13 protein-coding genes and 1 pseudogene are annotated in these 17325 nt (G+C 51.9%); 2 read left to right on the top strand and 12 right to left on the bottom strand.

Annotated elements, in window-relative coordinates; genetic code table 11:
* Positions 1 to 20: 20 nt before the first annotated feature.
* From BTJ40_RS02115 to BTJ40_RS02070, 9 genes and pseudogenes are all read right to left on the bottom strand, one after another.
* On the bottom strand, positions 21 to 488 hold the full coding sequence (locus BTJ40_RS02115) for a cupin domain-containing protein (RefSeq protein ID WP_108731568.1): 468 nt from the start codon (positions 486 to 488) through the stop codon (positions 21 to 23).
* Between the two features lie 55 nt (positions 489 to 543).
* Positions 544 to 1947, bottom strand: coding sequence for a rhomboid family intramembrane serine protease (locus BTJ40_RS02110; RefSeq protein ID WP_108731567.1), 1404 nt, complete (start codon positions 1945 to 1947; stop codon positions 544 to 546).
* Between the two features lie 138 nt (positions 1948 to 2085).
* Positions 2086 to 4251 (bottom strand): mechanosensitive ion channel family protein, encoded by a 2166-nt coding sequence (locus tag BTJ40_RS02105; RefSeq protein WP_108731566.1) that lies wholly within the window; start codon positions 4249 to 4251, stop codon positions 2086 to 2088.
* A gap of 101 nt (positions 4252 to 4352) precedes the next feature.
* Positions 4353 to 4925 (bottom strand): DUF6515 family protein, encoded by a 573-nt coding sequence (locus BTJ40_RS02100; protein ID WP_108731565.1) that lies wholly within the window; start codon positions 4923 to 4925, stop codon positions 4353 to 4355.
* A gap of 451 nt (positions 4926 to 5376) precedes the next feature.
* Positions 5377 to 6288: pseudogene (locus BTJ40_RS02095) on the bottom strand (PepSY-associated TM helix domain-containing protein).
* Between the two features lie 550 nt (positions 6289 to 6838).
* Positions 6839 to 7963, bottom strand: coding sequence for an efflux RND transporter periplasmic adaptor subunit (locus tag BTJ40_RS02085; RefSeq protein ID WP_108731564.1), 1125 nt, complete (start codon positions 7961 to 7963; stop codon positions 6839 to 6841).
* Positions 7960 to 11055 (bottom strand): efflux RND transporter permease subunit, encoded by a 3096-nt coding sequence (locus BTJ40_RS02080; RefSeq protein WP_108731563.1) that lies wholly within the window; start codon positions 11053 to 11055, stop codon positions 7960 to 7962. Before BTJ40_RS02080 ends, BTJ40_RS02085 begins: the two co-directional genes overlap by 4 nt.
* A gap of 138 nt (positions 11056 to 11193) precedes the next feature.
* Positions 11194 to 12009, bottom strand: coding sequence for a LytTR family DNA-binding domain-containing protein (locus tag BTJ40_RS02075; RefSeq protein WP_108731562.1), 816 nt, complete (start codon positions 12007 to 12009; stop codon positions 11194 to 11196).
* Positions 12010 to 12012: 3 nt separating this feature from the next.
* Positions 12013 to 13101, bottom strand: a complete 1089-nt coding sequence (locus tag BTJ40_RS02070; RefSeq protein ID WP_108731561.1) for a sensor histidine kinase — start codon at positions 13099 to 13101, stop codon at positions 12013 to 12015.
* Between the two features lie 121 nt (positions 13102 to 13222).
* Here BTJ40_RS02070 and BTJ40_RS02065 point away from each other — a divergent pair, with 121 nt between their 5' ends.
* A complete protein-coding gene (locus tag BTJ40_RS02065) occupies positions 13223 to 13693 on the top strand; it encodes an EVE domain-containing protein (RefSeq protein ID WP_108731560.1) in 471 nt (156 codons plus the stop codon).
* Here BTJ40_RS02065 and BTJ40_RS02060 read toward each other — a convergent pair.
* The 3 genes from BTJ40_RS02060 to bioD form a co-directional block, all read right to left on the bottom strand.
* Positions 13690 to 13881 (bottom strand): DUF3094 family protein, encoded by a 192-nt coding sequence (locus BTJ40_RS02060; protein ID WP_108731559.1) that lies wholly within the window; start codon positions 13879 to 13881, stop codon positions 13690 to 13692. The two genes, BTJ40_RS02065 and BTJ40_RS02060, sit on opposite strands and share 4 nt — an antisense overlap.
* A 109-nt stretch (positions 13882 to 13990) precedes the next feature.
* Positions 13991 to 15772, bottom strand: a complete 1782-nt coding sequence (locus tag BTJ40_RS02055) for an acyl-CoA dehydrogenase C-terminal domain-containing protein (protein WP_108731558.1) — start codon at positions 15770 to 15772, stop codon at positions 13991 to 13993.
* Between the two features lie 109 nt (positions 15773 to 15881).
* Entirely contained in the window at positions 15882 to 16568 is a 687-nt protein-coding gene (gene bioD, locus BTJ40_RS02050) for a dethiobiotin synthase (RefSeq protein WP_108731557.1), read from the bottom strand.
* A gap of 233 nt (positions 16569 to 16801) precedes the next feature.
* Here bioD and BTJ40_RS02045 point away from each other — a divergent pair, with 233 nt between their 5' ends.
* Entirely contained in the window at positions 16802 to 17290 is a 489-nt protein-coding gene (locus tag BTJ40_RS02045) for a murein L,D-transpeptidase family protein (protein WP_108731556.1), read from the top strand.
* Positions 17291 to 17325 lie beyond the last annotated feature (35 nt).

Raw genomic sequence — 17325 nt, 5'->3', positions numbered from 1 at the left:
TCTTTTGCCATGAGCTACGACTACTTCGGGTGCTCGATATCATCCCGGTTAACCAACTCCCAAGGCAACCCATTATTACGGTAAATCCTCTGGTTTTTTTCCGGGTAATCGGCAACATCATGGGGCAGCCGCTGGCCAACAACTATACAGCGTATAGTCACTTCTCCCACGTTGCGCATTACATGTGCTGGTCCACCAGCGGGGTAGCCAATAAAGTCCCCTGCAGAAACCCGATGGAGATCGTCACCAATGCGTACCTCCGCCGTGCCCTCCAGGATATACACACATTCGTCTTCAAAGTAGTGACAGTGAAACTCTGTGGATTCATAGCCAGGCTCGATTTCGATCAAATGAAAACCAAAGCCGGATATTCCGGTAAGATCACCCAGGGGTTTATTCTTACGCACCGCATTGGCATTCAGGAAATGCACCTTGCGCTCCCCTTCCATCTCGTCAATTTCACTTCCGGTTAAAATATAACGACTCACTCTACCCTCAATATTCTATTTTTATTTATTCTAAGGCTTGGCGAATCTGGGGCCTTCAACCTGAGGCCGCCATATCCTGGGTCAACTCTTTCATTTCCCGAGCGCGCCCCTCTTCACCCAGGCGACGATAGTAGTTGACCAGGGCCATCCCCAGCTTGGGTATTAAAGGGTGGCTCACTTGCTGTTGCTTCAAGCGGCGCAGTAACTCCTCCAGCCACGGCCAGTCCTTCTCCTCCGCTGCGCGCCGGGCCATCAGCAAATTCGCCTTAGGGGTAAGAGCCCTCGGCTTTTTTGTTGCCTTCAGGTAGCGGCGATAGCCGCTTGCCAGGATATGCCCATCCACCGCCGGATTTCCAGCCAGGGCAAATAGAGCGAGGTTAGCCCGGTGATAGCCCTCGCTTTCTGGTGCAGCTGCAGTCAACTCGATATAGCGCTCAATTAATGCCAGCACCTCGGGATATTGCCGTACCGCTGAAGCCGCTGCCTCAGTAGCCTCCAGGATTTTTCCCTCTTCCATAAAGCGCTCAATGCGCGACTGGGCGACCCTCTGAGGAGACGGGGCCTCCTCTTCCTCTGGCATTGGTTCTACCATCGGTCGCCAGTACAATACCGCCAGGGTCAGAGCGAACCCCGCGAGCAATCCGCCGGTATGAGCCCAGTAGGCAATGCTGGCATCCCCATATAAATAGCCGAAGATCTCTTTCCCCAACCACAGGGGTAATACCAGAAGAGCAGGCGCACTGAACTCGCCAAAAATAAAACCAATGGTGTAAAAGAAACGCAGACGGCGAACGCCATAGACCGCTACGAACATGCCCATAATTGCCGACACCGCGCCGGAGGCTCCCACCATTGGCACATTGCTGCCGGATTCCACCAGCATATGCAACCCTGCTGCCGCCAGGCCGCCAACCAAGTACAAGCCTGTAAACCAGAGCCCACCCAAAGCCAGCTCTACTGACAGACCAAACAGTAACAGGAACACCATATTGCCAATAAGATGATCCCAGCTTCCGTGTAAGAACATATGACCAAAGGCACCGGCGATACTGGGCTCTGCTGGAGTTAACCCCAACGCAATAGAGCTGACCCTGTCCCGCAGCTGGGCGAACTCCTGCCGCTGTCGCAGCCATTCGGTCTCACCCTCGGCCTCAAGCTTGGGGAGCAACCATCGATGAAATTCAAGGTTACCGAGAGACTCCCGGTAGAAGAATTCCTCGCCTTCCACGCCCATCTGCGCGCGCCACTCCGGGCGCACTTCATTGACGTACATCAGAAAGTGCTGCTCCTCGAGGTCTGGCAAATCACTTTCAAAATAGTAATCCTCAGCCTCCTGCCAACGAACCTCATCTCGACCCTGATAGAAAACAAACATCAGTAGATTAAGGGCGATCAATGCAAAGCACATCAGTGGCGGGCGTCGCCAATCAGGCTTGTTCTGGATGGGAATGATTAGCACGGGCGTTCCCTTATCGTGATTTCATCAGCGCCCTGTGAGAAAACGCAGTAACACCGGTAGAAGAAATTACGCCGGCAAATTGCCGGCAACAGGAAAATACTATGAAAACTCCAAGGTGTCAGCACGAATGGGGCAAAGCTACTTCCTGGATGGCCGCGCAACCAGTGCGGGCACATCCCAACTGCGAAGGTGCAGGTCCCGCTGCGGGAATGGTACTTCAATGCCTTTCTCGCGAAATTCTCGCAACAGCTCCAGGTTGTACAGGGCGTAAGAATCTCCCAGTGAGGTCACCATATTGCTGTTCACCCAAACCACCAGTTTGAAGTCGAGCGAGTTCTCACCAAAGCCCATCAGCCAGACTTCTGTTTTCCGCTTCCAATCAGTGTGAGTAATGTTTACCCGGGAAGCTGCCTCCAGCGCTGCTTCTCTTACAAGATCAGGGTCAGAAGCGTAGGAAACTCCAAAAGAAACATGAATACGGCGCACCGGATCATCCAGCGTATGGTTGATCACTCTCCCCGCAACAAACTCTGTATTAGGGACCAGGATATCCACATTGTCGCGAGTAGTAATGCGCGTTGAACGCACGTTGATATCGCGAATACGGCCGAATACTCCCGACTCCAACTCTACCAAGTCCCCCACCTTCAACGGCCGCTCAAACAGCAGAATCAGCCCGGAAATAAAATTAGAGAAAATCGCCTGCAAGCCAAAACCGATACCCACCGACAAGGCCCCGGCTACCAGTGCAAGCTTGGAAGTATCCAGGCCCAGCATACTCAGTACCACAATCAAGGCGATAGCGATAAAGGTGTAGTGCAGCACCCTGCCCAGGTTATACATTGAGGATTCGCTGGCATGCTCCCTGCGCACTAAGCGACGCAGAAAGGCCTGGGTCAGCCCCGACAGCAACCAGACACCCACCAGTACCACAATTATCTTGGCAATTAGCCGCGGGGTGATCGGGTTCTGGGTAATGGTAAACAACTGGTAATCCGCCAGCTTACGCCAGCGGTTATAGGCCTCTCGGGCACCCAGGGAAACTCGCTCGCGCACAGTTGCCCACCATCCCTGTCGCTCTCGATAGACCTCCAACTGGGCTTTCTCATAGCGCTGGATATCCTGCTCGAGGTCATTGGCACGGGCGAGGCCGCTACCAATCCTCGCGAAGTAAGACCACCAGCGACTCAGGTCCTCATCTTCTTCATCTGCACGCCAGGCAACCACCTGCCTCTGACGCACCGCCAGTTCCCGTGAAGCATCCTCAATTATCGTGTTGGCATTTTCCAAGAGGTCACGACTGATGATCAGTGGGCGCTCTTCCCCCTCTTCATTTAGAACCTCATTGATTGATTGCAGCAGTTCGCTTTTACGCTTATCCAGCTGCTCCTCCAGAAGGTCGACCTCAAGCTGCATCAGAGTGAGATCTTTTTGCATATTGATGGTGGGATCAGTTGAGGGTTCAGTTGTGCTCTGGATACTAGTGCGGGTGCCGGAAATGCGCTCTATTTTTTTGTCGCTACTGGCAATATCATCTTCAATCTCCTTAGCGTCTTCGCTGGAATACACCAGCGAGTCCAGCATACGGCGCAATTTGGTTTCGGCCTCCTTGATTTTGTCCTGCCAAATACCAAGGAAACTATTAACGGTGCTGAGCTGCTCAATAATATTGAGATGATTAATCTGTGCCAGCAATAGTGCCTGCGCAGCTTCATCCTCTTCCCGACCGCTGGAATCCCGCAATACAATTACCTGCTTGCGCAGCAGGGACAACGACTGGGACTGAGTCGATTTAAGTTGGCGCGCCTGCAGCTCCACACCTTTCAGCCTGCGTCGACCGCGACTAATCTCCGAATCTGCCTTGGCCCACTCCAATACTGTAGGGTTTCCAGGAAACTCCAAATCCGGCATTATGGAGACTTTCAGGTATTCCTCCCGTTTTTTCCATGTGATCGTAATACCTTGCAAACTCTGACTTATCTTTGCTGCCCCCTCTTGTAGTACTTCGTCATCTTCGGGTATATCCTTCTCCCATTCCCGCCAGTTCGTAATCAATATACTCAACCACTCGCGACGTTCTTCAGGAGAAGCATTGGTCCAACCGGTCCACCAGTCTGCAGAGGGGTCGGCAAAGTCTGGCACTTCCGGCGTAAATTCTTTTGGCTTGCCACCGGGAAGCTGGGCTGAAGTGGATACCGACAGGCAGGTAAAGGCCAATAACAGCAGAGTGGGTAAAAACAAACGCAGGAAAAAAGAATAATTGCGGGCAATGCGACGGGGGATTAAAAGGCTGGCACCCACCATAAAACACATCTATCCGTGAAGAAAAATCCGGCACAAATGAAAAAGGCGCCTATTGGGCCATATTCTCTAGTGTAGCCCAGCCAAATCAACACTCTGCTAATTTATCTTAAGCGTCGACTTTGACGCAGACATTTTCGATATACCTTGCGATATTCGCGCATTGCTATCCTGGATACTTGCCCTGGCCGCTCGGTCCTGCGCAACAAATTTGCTGCCCGAGCCTCGCAGTAAAGCTCCCGGTCTTTGCGACTCAAACGTTTACCCTGTGAGTGATGTAATGCGTGCCGGGGTGGGTAAGCACGGGGATATATCTTTTTCTTGGGTGCCAGCGGATTGCGATTGACATACTGCCAATTAGCCGGTGGTGTGATGACAACATATTTATTGTCTTTGGGGTCTAATAAAAAGAAGGTACCATTGCCAGCCAACCTATAACGCAAACTGCCGAGGACAATGGACGTACCTATTGGTACTCTGGATACCCGCGCCCCCAAAGGCGGCTCAACACGCGTGTAAGTATCAGGGCCTTTGCGGTAGAAATACCCGTTATTGTAAAAGAAAGTCTGGTTGTTCACTTTTACAGGCTCGCTGCCCGGAGGAAGTCGGTCCACTCGATCCTGAGCCAAGGCAACTGAAAAAAACAGGGATAAGAAGAGAACGATAAGGGGACGCATCAGTTACCACCATCAGTAAAAATGCAATCCCCCAAGGGTAAGGCGGGCGGAAGGAAATCCCCAGATTACTTTCCAATGCAATGCATTATTCCCCAGTAGCAATATTTCATTAGACAGCAGCACTCAGTAGCGCTTCATTGCTCGCTCGGCTGGCTAACATCGCACGGCGTTTACGCACCCAGATTAGAATGCCGGTCACGCTCAGCATCGCAATACCCCCCATCACCGAAATCATCGCGCAACCAGGTATCCCTGAAATTTAGCCGGAGTGTACCGGGAACTGAGCTTGTACAAATAGATCAGCAGCCGTGCCCTCCCTAGGAATGAAGCCTCCGAGATATTCACCGCTATGACCATCAAAAAAAAATGCCTTATGGCCCACACCACCGGCACCGTGTCCAGCGCTGGCATCGAAAAATTCAACACGGTAAATACCCCACTCCCGTGTATATCACATTGAATTCAGGGGCTCCTGCCATCCTATCTTTACCGCCTCCTGCTCGCCTATCTTTACGATATCCCGATAGGTCAGCGTAGGCGCAATAGGGTTGTCGTGATCATTCGGGGTTCTCTGCTCCAGCGGTGAAGGGGTGACATCGGAAACCAGTGACATCACAGGGAAAAACACCTCGCGATACAGGTTCAGAGAAAAAGCGGTAAAGGCAATGATGAACAGCAATGCCCAGGTCCACAGGCTGAACGCCCTATGTAAATCAAAAGTTAAACGTGCAGAACCGGCGCCTCTTTTGATGCTCCAGGCCGGCTTCCACCGCTGCCACCAGCTGCGCCCCGATTTTCTCCCTGCTTCTTGTCGACGCGGCAAGGTAATGGCAAAGCCAATAAAGCAATCGATAGTCCAAACCAGCGCTATCACGCCAAGTAGCCAGATACCCCAGTGATCTGTTCCCCAGAATTCGGGAATATGTAAACCGCAGTGAAGCTTGTACAGAAAAGACATCAGCGTCTCGGAGCTTATAGGCCAAACTTGGCCCCACTCCCGTTTACCGACAATCTCACCGCTGCTGGGGTCGACAAAAACCTGATTGTAATCGACAGAAAAGAGCTTTCCCCTGGCGGGATTAACTCTCGGCTCCACCCAAAAATATTGGGTGTGACCAGGCTCCTGTACCAGCTCAAAATAGGAAACCTGGACTTGTGGCAGGGATTACTCCAGGCGATCAGCCAGCTCAATTGAGGACAGAGGCTCTCCACTGGAAGCCACTTTATACAAGTGGGGGTTGAGCCATTCATCCAGCTCGTGATCCCAGGAAATAACAGCGCCGGTCAGCCCGGAAACTATCAGAAAGAGCGCTGTTGTCAGCGAGATAACGGTGGAGCAAAACCAGAAGTTGACGCATATCATTTGCCTAAAACTGAAGGCAGAAAACCCGGTACAAGTACCGGGTTATGCTGAAATGGGATTCGCCCGACGTTTAGTAACGCCAGTTGACCGTCATCAGTGCCTGGCGTTGAGCACCGAAACCCAGGGTCCAATACAGGCTGTTAAGATATTTCTCATTAGTGAGATTATCAATCTTAATTCCAACAGACAGTGACTCTGTTACATCGTACTGCGCAAAGGCAATGAGAAGCGCATAGCTATCCTGCTCTACGCGTACACCGGCTTCGGGCTCGATATGGATATCGTCCTACGATCTCAAACCGACACCCACTCAGGATATCAAGCAGCACTTAAATACTATCTTCGGGGGCATATTATAGAATGAGGGGCATACTAGCTAATAAAAATAATTAACATTTACATAGATATTGATATCAAGAGCAAGGCAGAAAACACGCAGCTGAAGTAGTTAGGCTAAAAAGATAAGAAACCAGGGTAACCACTAATTCGTTAATCACCCCGATTAAAGAAAAATAAGAAGAGGAATAGGATGGAGGGCCCCTGTGGAAATCTAAATACCGCTAATCACCTGTTCCGGTTTTTTATCGCGAACCACTTCCGACAATACCTTAACTTCCTGCCCCGGCTGCAAGCGCTCGGCACCGCGTACTATCACCCGATCACCATTGGCAAGGTCGCCACTAACCGATACCCATTCGCCGTCACCACTGCCGATACGAACAGACAACCGCTCCACTTTGTCTCCCTCACCTACTCGATACACGAAGGTTTCCCCATTTCGTAAAACCAGAGCATCCCTTGGTACTGTCGTTGTCGCGCGGGCCTCAGAGATGGGCACTGATACCTGTACCGGCATTCCTGCAATCCAATCTCTATGCTCAGCGGGGCTCTGCGGTAGTTCAACCATCAGTTTTACACGGCGGGAATTATCGCTGGCCACTGGCACAAACTGTCGAACTCGACCAGTAAAAACACGCCCACCATTATCCCCACCCCCCGAAACAGATACACCGTCACTACGCAAGGAAACCATATCCCCAGCGCCAATTAATCGCAGCGCTCTCATCGGGATATCCGCCTCCACTTCGAGTTGTGACATATCCAACGCTCGCAGGAGTTCTGACCCTGTGCGCACATATTCCCCCGCCTGCAGCTCACGACTAACCACTAAAGCATCAAATGGTGCATCAATAGTGGTTTTGGAAAGTTCATAAGCACGTCTGTCACGCTCAATTTCAGCGGCCAATAAATCCTGAGCCATTGCTTCCCTTTCCGCCTGCTGTTCCTCTAGGGCCGCACGCGAGGTGCTATTACTCTCAGCTAGCGCGCTCAGTCGGTTCAATTGAGCATCCATGTAAGTAAGGCGAGCGCGTAAATGAGCGATACGACTCTCACTATTGCGCAATTGCAGCTGCCAATGAGTTGTATCCAACTTGGAAAGCGGCTCCCCTTTCCTTATAAAACTGCCCGGTTCCGCAACAAACTCCAATAATCCATCCAACTCCGAAGATATTCGAATATCCCTGCGACTCACTACCTTGCCCGCCGACCATTGGCTCGGCGCTATCTCACGAATTTCCGCCCTATCTACCAAAACCGCAGTAGCACTATTTTGTGCTAACACCGGCCCCCCACCGGCAAAGGATAAAGCAATACAAGCTATTAGTTTTTTCATTGGGAACTCCTCACTACCAGTCTTTGGCGTAAGCGGGTAAATTGGGGAAGGGGTAAACGTCCTGTTTGCAATAATGAAGGTAATAAAACCAATGTAAACAAAGTACTAACAGCCATGCCGCCAACAATCACCGCAGCCAAACCACGATAGATCACACTGCCCTCACCCGGGGCGATCAGCAGAGGTAACATACCGAAAACACTAGTTAGGGTGCTCATAAAAATTGGGCGCAAGCGCAGCCGTAGTGCTTGCTCCACTGCCTCAACCCGAGATGAACCAGCAGCTTCCGCTACACGGGTTTGATGAACAAGAAGAATCGCATTATTCACAACTAGCCCCAATAAAATCACAAAACCAATCATGGTAAGTAAATCGAGTGGCTGGAAACTAATCAGATTCAACAGCTGTAGCGCCAACACACCTCCCACTGTTGCCAGTGGCACTGTGAGGAGTACCAAACTTGCATCGCGCAGAGAGCGGAATAAAGCACTCATTAACAAAAACAAAATTAGCAATGCCAAGATGAAATTCTGTGAAAGAGATATCAGCGCTTTATCCAGATCACTCGCATTTCCTCCCACCAAAATATTACCGTCTTCCGGCAGAGCCTTTCGAATTTCCGGCAATACCTCTGCCTCTAACAATGCCCGTACTTTCTCTAAAGAGACATCATCTGGTGGGACAATGTGAAGAGTGATGGTGCGGCGCCCATCGACTCTGCGGAGACTGCCTGGCCCAACCGTGCGTTTCACATCTGCGAGCTGACTTAGAGGGACGACATCGCCTCGGGGTGTTACCAACGGAGTATTCTGTAGTTGTTCCGGCATACTCCAGGGCTGTGCTTTGAAAATCACATCCAGGCGTTTTTCACCATCAAAATATTCACCCACATAAAGACCGTTACCCAGAGTACGGATCAAGCCCCCCATATCCTGGCGATTCCAACCCTGCTCAAGCATGGCACGGTCATTTGGTATAACACTTAGCTCAGGCTCAGAAAGGGACAGGCCGGGGTTAGTTTGCACTGGTGTCCCAGGCAATATGGATTCAATGACATCTACACCACGAGCTGCTGCACCCATTAGCGCATCGGCATCTCGAGATTGAAGGTGTAACTCAATACTCCGATCTCCCCCAAAGCGGCTAAACAAGTTACCTCGAGCGGCAAAGGCCTGAAGATCAGGGATATCAACCAAAACCTCTTCACGCAAAATCCGTTCCATCTCCTTGGCCATATCCATATCCTTTACCCGCACCCCCATATTGCCACCCCCCGGCCAGGTAATGACGTAATAATTTTTCAGTGCGGGCTCCTTGTTACCGCTAATATAGGGCGCCATACGGCGATCCAGCTCATTAACGATTTCCGTCTCCAACGTTTTCTTATTCAGAGACGAGGGGTAATTCATATATACATCCACGGCATCACGTTTCACCGGAGGAAGATAATCGAGATTTGGTAGGAAAAAATAAGTTGCGGCAACAGGCACCAGAAGTAACCCACCAATGACTTGCCAACGCCTGGCCGGTGTGCCCGTGAGTCTCATGATACGACCCGTTATAGAATCCCACACTCCCTTGAGTCGATCCTCACTGGAAATAGAGGGGAGCCAGAGTTTTGCAGACAGCGGCACTATCGCAACTGCGACCAACAGAGAAAACACCACTGCAACAGCAATGGTCAAAGCGAGATCACCAAAAACCTGACCTTCGATACTTTGGAGAAAAAATACGGGTAAAAAGATTGCCACAGTTGTCGCCGTACTTGCCAATAGCGCGCCCCATACCTGGCCCGCCCCTTGCTCAGAGGCATCGTTAGCATCAAGCCCCTTTTCCCTAAGGCGAACGATATTTTCCAAAACCACAATTGCGGCATCGAGAACCATTCCTGTAGCGAAAGCGAGCCCCGCCAATGAAATTACATTGAGACTGCGCCCAGCCGCTGACAGGACAACAAAAGTAGCCAGAAGAGAAATCGGTATTGCCGCAGCTACAATCAAAGTGGCACGCATACGCCGCATAAACCACCAGAGTACGCCCACTGCCAGAACGATGCCTAGAATCATGTTGCCTCCAAGCAGATTCAAGGCACGATAGACAAATATTGAAGCATCAAAGGATTGCACTAGTACCAGCTTCTCATTCTTCAATTTGGTCTCATTGAGTTCCTCAACTTTCCCCTTAACCAGATCGAGAGTCGCAAGCATATTGGCATCATTGCTACGATCAATTCTCAGCGACACCGCAGGGTTACCATTCTGGGTAGTGACACCTCGAGCTTCTGACGGCCCGACTTTTACCTCTGCAATATCCCCAAGACGGACCGGCTGGCCATCACGCCATTCAAGAATTAGATCTGACAATTCCTGGGGCTTATACTCCCCAATAAAGCGCAAGGTATATCGTCGGCGTCCCACATCCGTAAAACCACCTGAAACATCGCGTGCTGAAGCGAGCTGGCGACTCACAGCAGGCAGCTGAATACCCAGTTCAGCCGCTTTCCAGGGGTCGAAAATAACCTGCAATTCTTCCCTGGCAGCACGCCCAGACTGAGCCCGAACACCAGCAACCCCCGACACAGATTCAAGTTCCGGGAGTATCACGTCTTCAATAAGTCCCGCATATTCATCCAGGTGCGAGGAGTTTCCTGGTAGCTTTTGTAAAAAAAAGTAAGTTAGAGCCGGAGAATTACCACCTCCACCTCCGAGCATTACTCTAGGAGGTTGCGCATCTCTTGGCAGCGGGGGCAAACTGCTCATACGACTGATCACATCGATCAGTACTTTATCCATGTCAGTCCCCATAGAGAACTCCAAGTTCACCCAGGCGCCGCCACGGACCGCATTTACATGCATCATTTCAAGACCGGTAAGCCCCTGGAGAACCGACTCAATGGGTTCAACAATTTCTGCCTCCACTTCCTTCGGTGCAGCTGCTCGCCAGTCAGCTTCAATAGTGATACGGGGATTTGTGATATCTGGAAAAAGTTGCACAGGCAGGTGGCCGGCGAGGAATGCACCGAGTAATACGACCATAACCACAGCTACCCCAGCAGCTGCGGGATTTTTTAGAGCGGCGCTAGTGAGAGCCATTCCGTGGACCCTTATTTTTGTAATTGGGACAGAACACTAAAGGAAAATAAAATCCAGACAAGGCCCTTGAAGCTAATTACCTGGAAATTTAGATCAGGCCAACAACCTCACATTGTATGGGGCCACTGGCCATATAGGTTAAAGGAAGTGCTGCACTTTATTTTTGTAACTGCGACTCATTTTTAAGCACTCGCCGCTATCCAGTACCAAGTGGTATTCCCCATTAATATGGGCGCGAATCTCCCGTACCCGACTTAAATTGACAATGGTTGAACGATGGATACGCTGGAACAGTTTTGGGTCCAGCTGCTGTTCGAGCTCTTTCATAGTAATGCGCATTACATGGGTCTCGCCACGGGCGTGCACGCACATATAATCGCCGGCAGCATCAATCCAGTCGATTTCGCTGGAGGGCACCAAAGTTATTTTGCCCGCATCCTTGACCGCAATTTTGTCGGGATAAGCACTGCCGGCAAATTGACCAGTCACCAATTTTTGTTCAAGGGCCTCGGGTGATTCCTTGGTCAGGTCAGCCACAGCCTCAAGTAATTGTTCGCGCTGGTTGGCGATATCTGCATTGGCTCTCTGCTCCCTTACCCGGGATAGAGCCAGTTCCAGTCGCTCCTCCTCAATGGGTTTCAATACATAGTCCACCGCATTGATTTCAAATGCCTCCACGGCGTACTGATCATACGCAGTGACAAATACCACATGGGGCAGAGATTCCATGGGAATCAATTGCACTAATTGCAAACCGTTTACGCCGGGCATCTGGATATCCACAAACGCCACATCGGGCTTCAGTTCCAGTATTTTTTCCAGCGCATCGCGCCCGTTGCCACTCTCTGCAACCACCTCGACGTCTGCCAATTTTTCCAAGCGTAGCCGCAAGCCGCGACGTGCCAGGGGTTCATCATCGACAACGATTGCCCTCAGGGTATCTACTGCACTCATTTTTCATTCCTGTTCGTAGGGAATACGAATATTTACCGACAAGCCCCCTTCCGCACGATTGCGGAAACGCACTCTCTGGTCATCACCATACAGGGCCTTTAAGCGTTCGCAGGTATTGCGAATACCCACACCGTAACCTTTGCCAATCAGGCGCAATTCCTCTTCCGACATGCCAGGACCATTGTCACTTACCTCGAGTAACAGCTCTCCGGCAAAGACCCGCGACTTGATACCAATTTCACCGCCCCACTCCAACTGTGAAATACCGTATTTGATCGCATTTTCAACCAGAGGCTGCAATAGCAGGCTCGGCACCAGGGCCTGGGGAGATTCCCCCTGCAAGTCCAGGTTCACACCCAGTCGATCGGCGAAGCGCACCTTCTCAATATCAAGGTACAGCATCAGCGCTTCAACTTCCTTCGCCAGGGTGACCTTTTGCATCGGGTCATTGTCCAGGGAGTGGCGCAGGAACTGGGACAGTCGGGTCACCATATTGTTGGCAGTGCGCCCATCATTATCGAGGATCAGGGTGGAGATCGCGTTCAAGGTGTTAAACAGGAAGTGCGGATTTAACTGGTAGCGCAGCATTTTCAGCTGAGCCTGATGGGCCATGGACTCCGCCCTGAGCGCTTTTTCCTGCTGGGCCTGGGAAGCGCGGTAGTACTTGATCCCGTAGTAGAGCGCCGCCCAGGTCATCAAAATCAGAAATGAATAGGTAAACCAGTAGATAGCCAGGAGAAACGGATGCTCATCGCCATCATGGCCGTAGAGCCACAGCGAGCCGCTGAACTTAATCGCTGCCCAAATCAACGCAGCCATCACTACCAGTAACAGTGAACCCAGTAGGCGTACAGCCGGGGGCTTGCTCCACAATCGGTGAAATCCGAAACGCATGCTCGCGCTGAGAACAACACCGGCGGTAGTGGCAACTATGATGTAGCCCGAATGTATCCAGTGGTCATTCACCCAGAAAAAACTGCCCACAAAGGTTAACAGGGTATAGCCCCCCCAGCCACTGAGCTGCAGGGCCCAGTACTGTGAGCGATGACTCGACAGCTTCTCTGAGAGCCACTGAAGTGTTTTGCTTCCCATAATCTCCCGCTAATTGGGTAAAAATCTGTGTGCCGATTTGACACTGCTCGGCACCTTCATACTAAATGGCGCCGAAAGCCGGCGAAATACCAACCGGCGCAGCAAAGAGACAAACTGCCGCATGACGTACTGGTTATTTAAATCTGAGCCCGACGAGTACAGCCTCCAGGACCTCTACGCCGAAACCAATGGTTACGGCCGCTGGGATGGTATCCGCAATTATCAGGCGCGCAACTTCCTTCGCGACAAAGTCACACTGGAAGACGGTGTGTTGTTTTATCACAGTGCCTGTAAGGTTCCCGCAGTAGTGGGCACGGCTGAGGTGGTTCGCGCAGCTTATCCTGACCCCGCACAGTTCGACCCTGAGAGTACATATTTCGACTCCAGAGCCACTGCCGACAAGCCTCGCTGGTATTGTGTGGACATCCGTTGGCAAAGTGAATTTCAGCGACCAGTACCGCTCGCAGAGATCAAACAGACACCCCAGCTCGCAGAAATGGTGCTGGTAAAACAGGGACGCCTGTCTATTCAACCCGTTACTGAAGACGAATGGCAGCATCTGTTACAGCTAGGTAACTCTTCGCGACGCTAGACAATACCTTTTGTCTGGGCGATATACAGACTCAATAGTGACAGCAGAGTGAGGAGCGCTACCAGGCCTAGCAGCAGTACCCAGGGGCGGAAAGGCTTGCGCTCCACACTGTTTACGCCGGAGTGCAGGTATTTATCGACCTTGGCCTGATCTTCATCGGAGAGTTTCTTTTGGGCGGGATCTAACATGGGCACTTTCGCTCGTTATTTTTGTGTCCTGAGTGTAGGAGAAAGCCCTTGCCAGCTCCACAAAAAAGCCCCGCATAGTGGGGCTTTTTTGTATCTTGCTGGACTCCACTCAGAAGAGTTCTTCCTCCAAATCCATCAGGGTCGTACTGCCGGCAATAACGCTACCGGCCAATGCCAAGGTGCGCGGTAACAGGCGCGCGAAGTAAAAGCGCGCAGTCTTCAACTGGCCCTTATAGAAGCTATCCGCTTCAGCTTTCGGTAGCGCAGCAGCGGCAATCTGTGCCCACATGAAGGCGTAAGCCACATAGCCGAATAAGTGCAGATATTCTACCGAGGCGGCGCCCGGCGCATGGGGATCGTCCTTAGCCGCGGCGATCATTTTCTCAGTCGCTTCGCGCAGGCGCTGCAGCTCAGTGCCGAGAGGCTGGATAAACTCCGCCATTTCCTCTCTGTCTACCTGAGAGTCGATAAAGCCCTGTACATCGGAGGCGAACAGCTCAAATAAGGTACCGCCATTAGCAACGGTCTTGCGCCCTACCAGGTCGAGGGCCTGGATGCCATTGGTACCCTCGTAGATCTGGGTGATGCGCACGTCACGCACCAACTGCTCCTGACCCCACTCGGCGATATAACCGTGCCCGCCAAAAACCTGCTGGCCGAGAACAGTGCAATCGAGCCCCATATCAGTAGTGAATGCCTTGGTAACCGGAGTCAACAGTGCAACCATCCCCTCGGCATTCTTTTTCTGTTCTCCCTCACCAAACTTGGCAACATCCAACCACTTGGCCACGTAAGTGGACAAGGCGCGACCACCACTCACCAGCGCTTTTTGCGTGAGCAGCATACGGCGCACATCCGGGTGCACAATAATTGGGTCCGCCGCCTTCTCTGGCTGCTTAGGCCCCGCTGGAGAGCGGCTCTGAATACGGTCACGAGCGTACTCGACAGCGTTTTGGTAAGAGCGATCGGAAGCACCGAGGCCCTGAATACCCACACCCAGGCGCTCGTAATTCATCATGGTGAACATGGCTGCAAGCCCCTTGTTCACTTCGCCAACCAGCCACCCCTGGGCACCGTCGAAGTTCATCGCACAAGTCGCAGATGCTTTGATACCCATCTTGTGCTCAATAGAGCCACAGTTAACATGATTTCGCTCGCCGGAGCTGCCATCTTCATTAACCAGGTACTTAGGAACCAGGAAAAGGGATATACCGCGAGGCCCTTTAGGTGCATCCGGCAACTTGGCCAAAACAAGGTGAATAATATTTTCTGACAGATCATGGTCACCGCCAGTGATAAATATCTTGCTACCGGTAATGCTGTAGCTTCCATCCTCGCAAGGCTCAGCCTTGGTGCGGATAATCCCCAGGTCAGTACCCGCATGTGGCTCAGTCAGGTCCATCGCCCCGGCCCATGTTCCCTCATACATTTTAGGAAGGTACTTTTCCTTCAGTGCCTCGCTGGCATGGGCATCGATTGCCAGGCAGGCACCATTGGTCAGCATGGGATAGAGCGCAAATGAAATACCCGCAGCATTGATCATCTCTTCAACCTGGGCACCCAACATCTTCGGCATACCCATGCCGCCGTACTCAGGGTTACCCAGCAACCCGCCCCAGCCGCCTTCACAGAAGGTGGCGTAAGCTTCTTTATAGCCTTTGGGTGTGGTTACAACGCCTTCGCTCCAGTTGCAGCCCTCTTCATCGCCAGTGCGATTAATCGGGTCCAGGGTGTTGGCAGCCAACTTGGCCATCTCTTCGAGAATTGCGTCTGCAGTCTCCCGATCAACCGCTCCGGCCAATCCAGGCAGTTCCGCCCAGAGTTTTTCTGCAGCGAATACTTCATGTAGCAGGAAATTCATCTCCCGTAGTGGCGCTTTATAGTCGGCCATGCTCCCGGTCCTCATTCAAGTGTTTCAAACGCTCGTTTGAATCTAGGGCCGAAGCGTTCCAATGTCAACAGTCTCGGGCCCTTTCGAACCCGGCAAACTGCAGTAGAGATCAGTGGGATAAGAGCGGAGTTATATCCAGGTGTTGAGCCCCGTTACGGTAGTCAGCAAGGGAATCAAATGGAAGGGTGCCGAGCAGGGGGGTGGGCAAAAGAGATTTAAGTGTTTGCAGGTTCTCATCTGCGCGAGCCATCCCATCACGGACAAAATTCGCCACCCAGCCCGCAAGCTGCAAACCATCGCGGCGAATCGCTTCAACAGTGAGCAGTGCATGGTTGATACACCCGAGCTGCATCCCAACCACCAGTACAACTGGCAGATTCAACTCCCGCGGCAGTTGTGAGAGAAAGCTCCTGGGTCCCAGTGGCGTGCGCCAGCCACCGGCACCTTCAATCAACACCAGGTCAGCTCCTGCAGACATCACCCCCCGACAGACACCGGCCATTCGCGAAACACTCAACATTTTGCCGGCCTCTGCAGCCGCAATATGCGGGGCAATAGCGGGCTCCAGGGCAAAGGGGTTTACCTGTTGATAGGGCATTTCCAGGGTCATGGCCTCGGTAAGCAGCAAGGCATCCTCGTTGCGCAGGCCATCATCTGTGCGCTCGCAACCGGAAGCTACAGGCTTTACTGCAGCGGTTTGCAAGCCAGCGGTTGCCGCTGCTGATAGCAACGCGGCACTCACATATGTCTTGCCGACCTCGGTATCAGTACCGGCAATGAAGAAAGTTTTTGCCAAGGCCTCTGCCCCTCTTGTGAAAAAATTTAGTTTTTTTCTTACCGTGACTTTTCACGCCACAAACATGGTGATAAATTAACCGGGTAGCGCAAATATTAAACACATTGAGCCACATACCGATAACAAGGCACGGGGCTGCGCTCACACAATAACCCTCTTTTGGGGGAATAAAGCTGCAGGGACGCGGAGTAATTGCGAAATAACTGACAACGACCCTAACTGCTTTAAAGACCATGAGATACCTGACTCTTGCCCTGCTGTTGCTGGCGCCACTTCTCGCCTCAGCAAAAGTCGATCCCGTTGACCACGTTGTGGTCTACAAGTCCAAGAAACTGATGCAGCTGATACGCGATGGCCGTGTTGTTAAAAGCTATACAGTGTCATTTGGAGATAACCCCAGGGGACACAAAGTTCGCCAGGGGGACGAGCGCACCCCCGAGGGCCGTTACACCCTGGACTGGAAGAACCCCAACAGTCGCTTTTACCGCTCTATTCACGTGTCCTACCCCAACAAGCAAGACCGTGCACGAGCAGCCAAAATGGGGGTCAGTCCTGGTGGCGATATCATGATCCACGGTATCAAGCCGCAGTGGTCATATATGGAAAGACACCTGCGCAGCACCAATTGGACCGATGGCTGTATCGCCGTTGCCTCCAATCGCGAGATGGATGAAATCTGGGCTCTGGTGAAGACACCCATCCCGATCGATATCTACCCCTGATCTCTTCAAACTTGCACCCGGCTCGCCCTGCGCTG

The sequence above is a fragment of the Microbulbifer sp. A4B17 genome, from assembly GCF_003076275.1.
In the GTDB taxonomy this organism is placed as follows: domain Bacteria; phylum Pseudomonadota; class Gammaproteobacteria; order Pseudomonadales; family Cellvibrionaceae; genus Microbulbifer.
The sequence above is the reverse complement of the archived record's forward strand: the minus strand, read 5'-3'. Positions and strand labels throughout refer to the sequence as shown.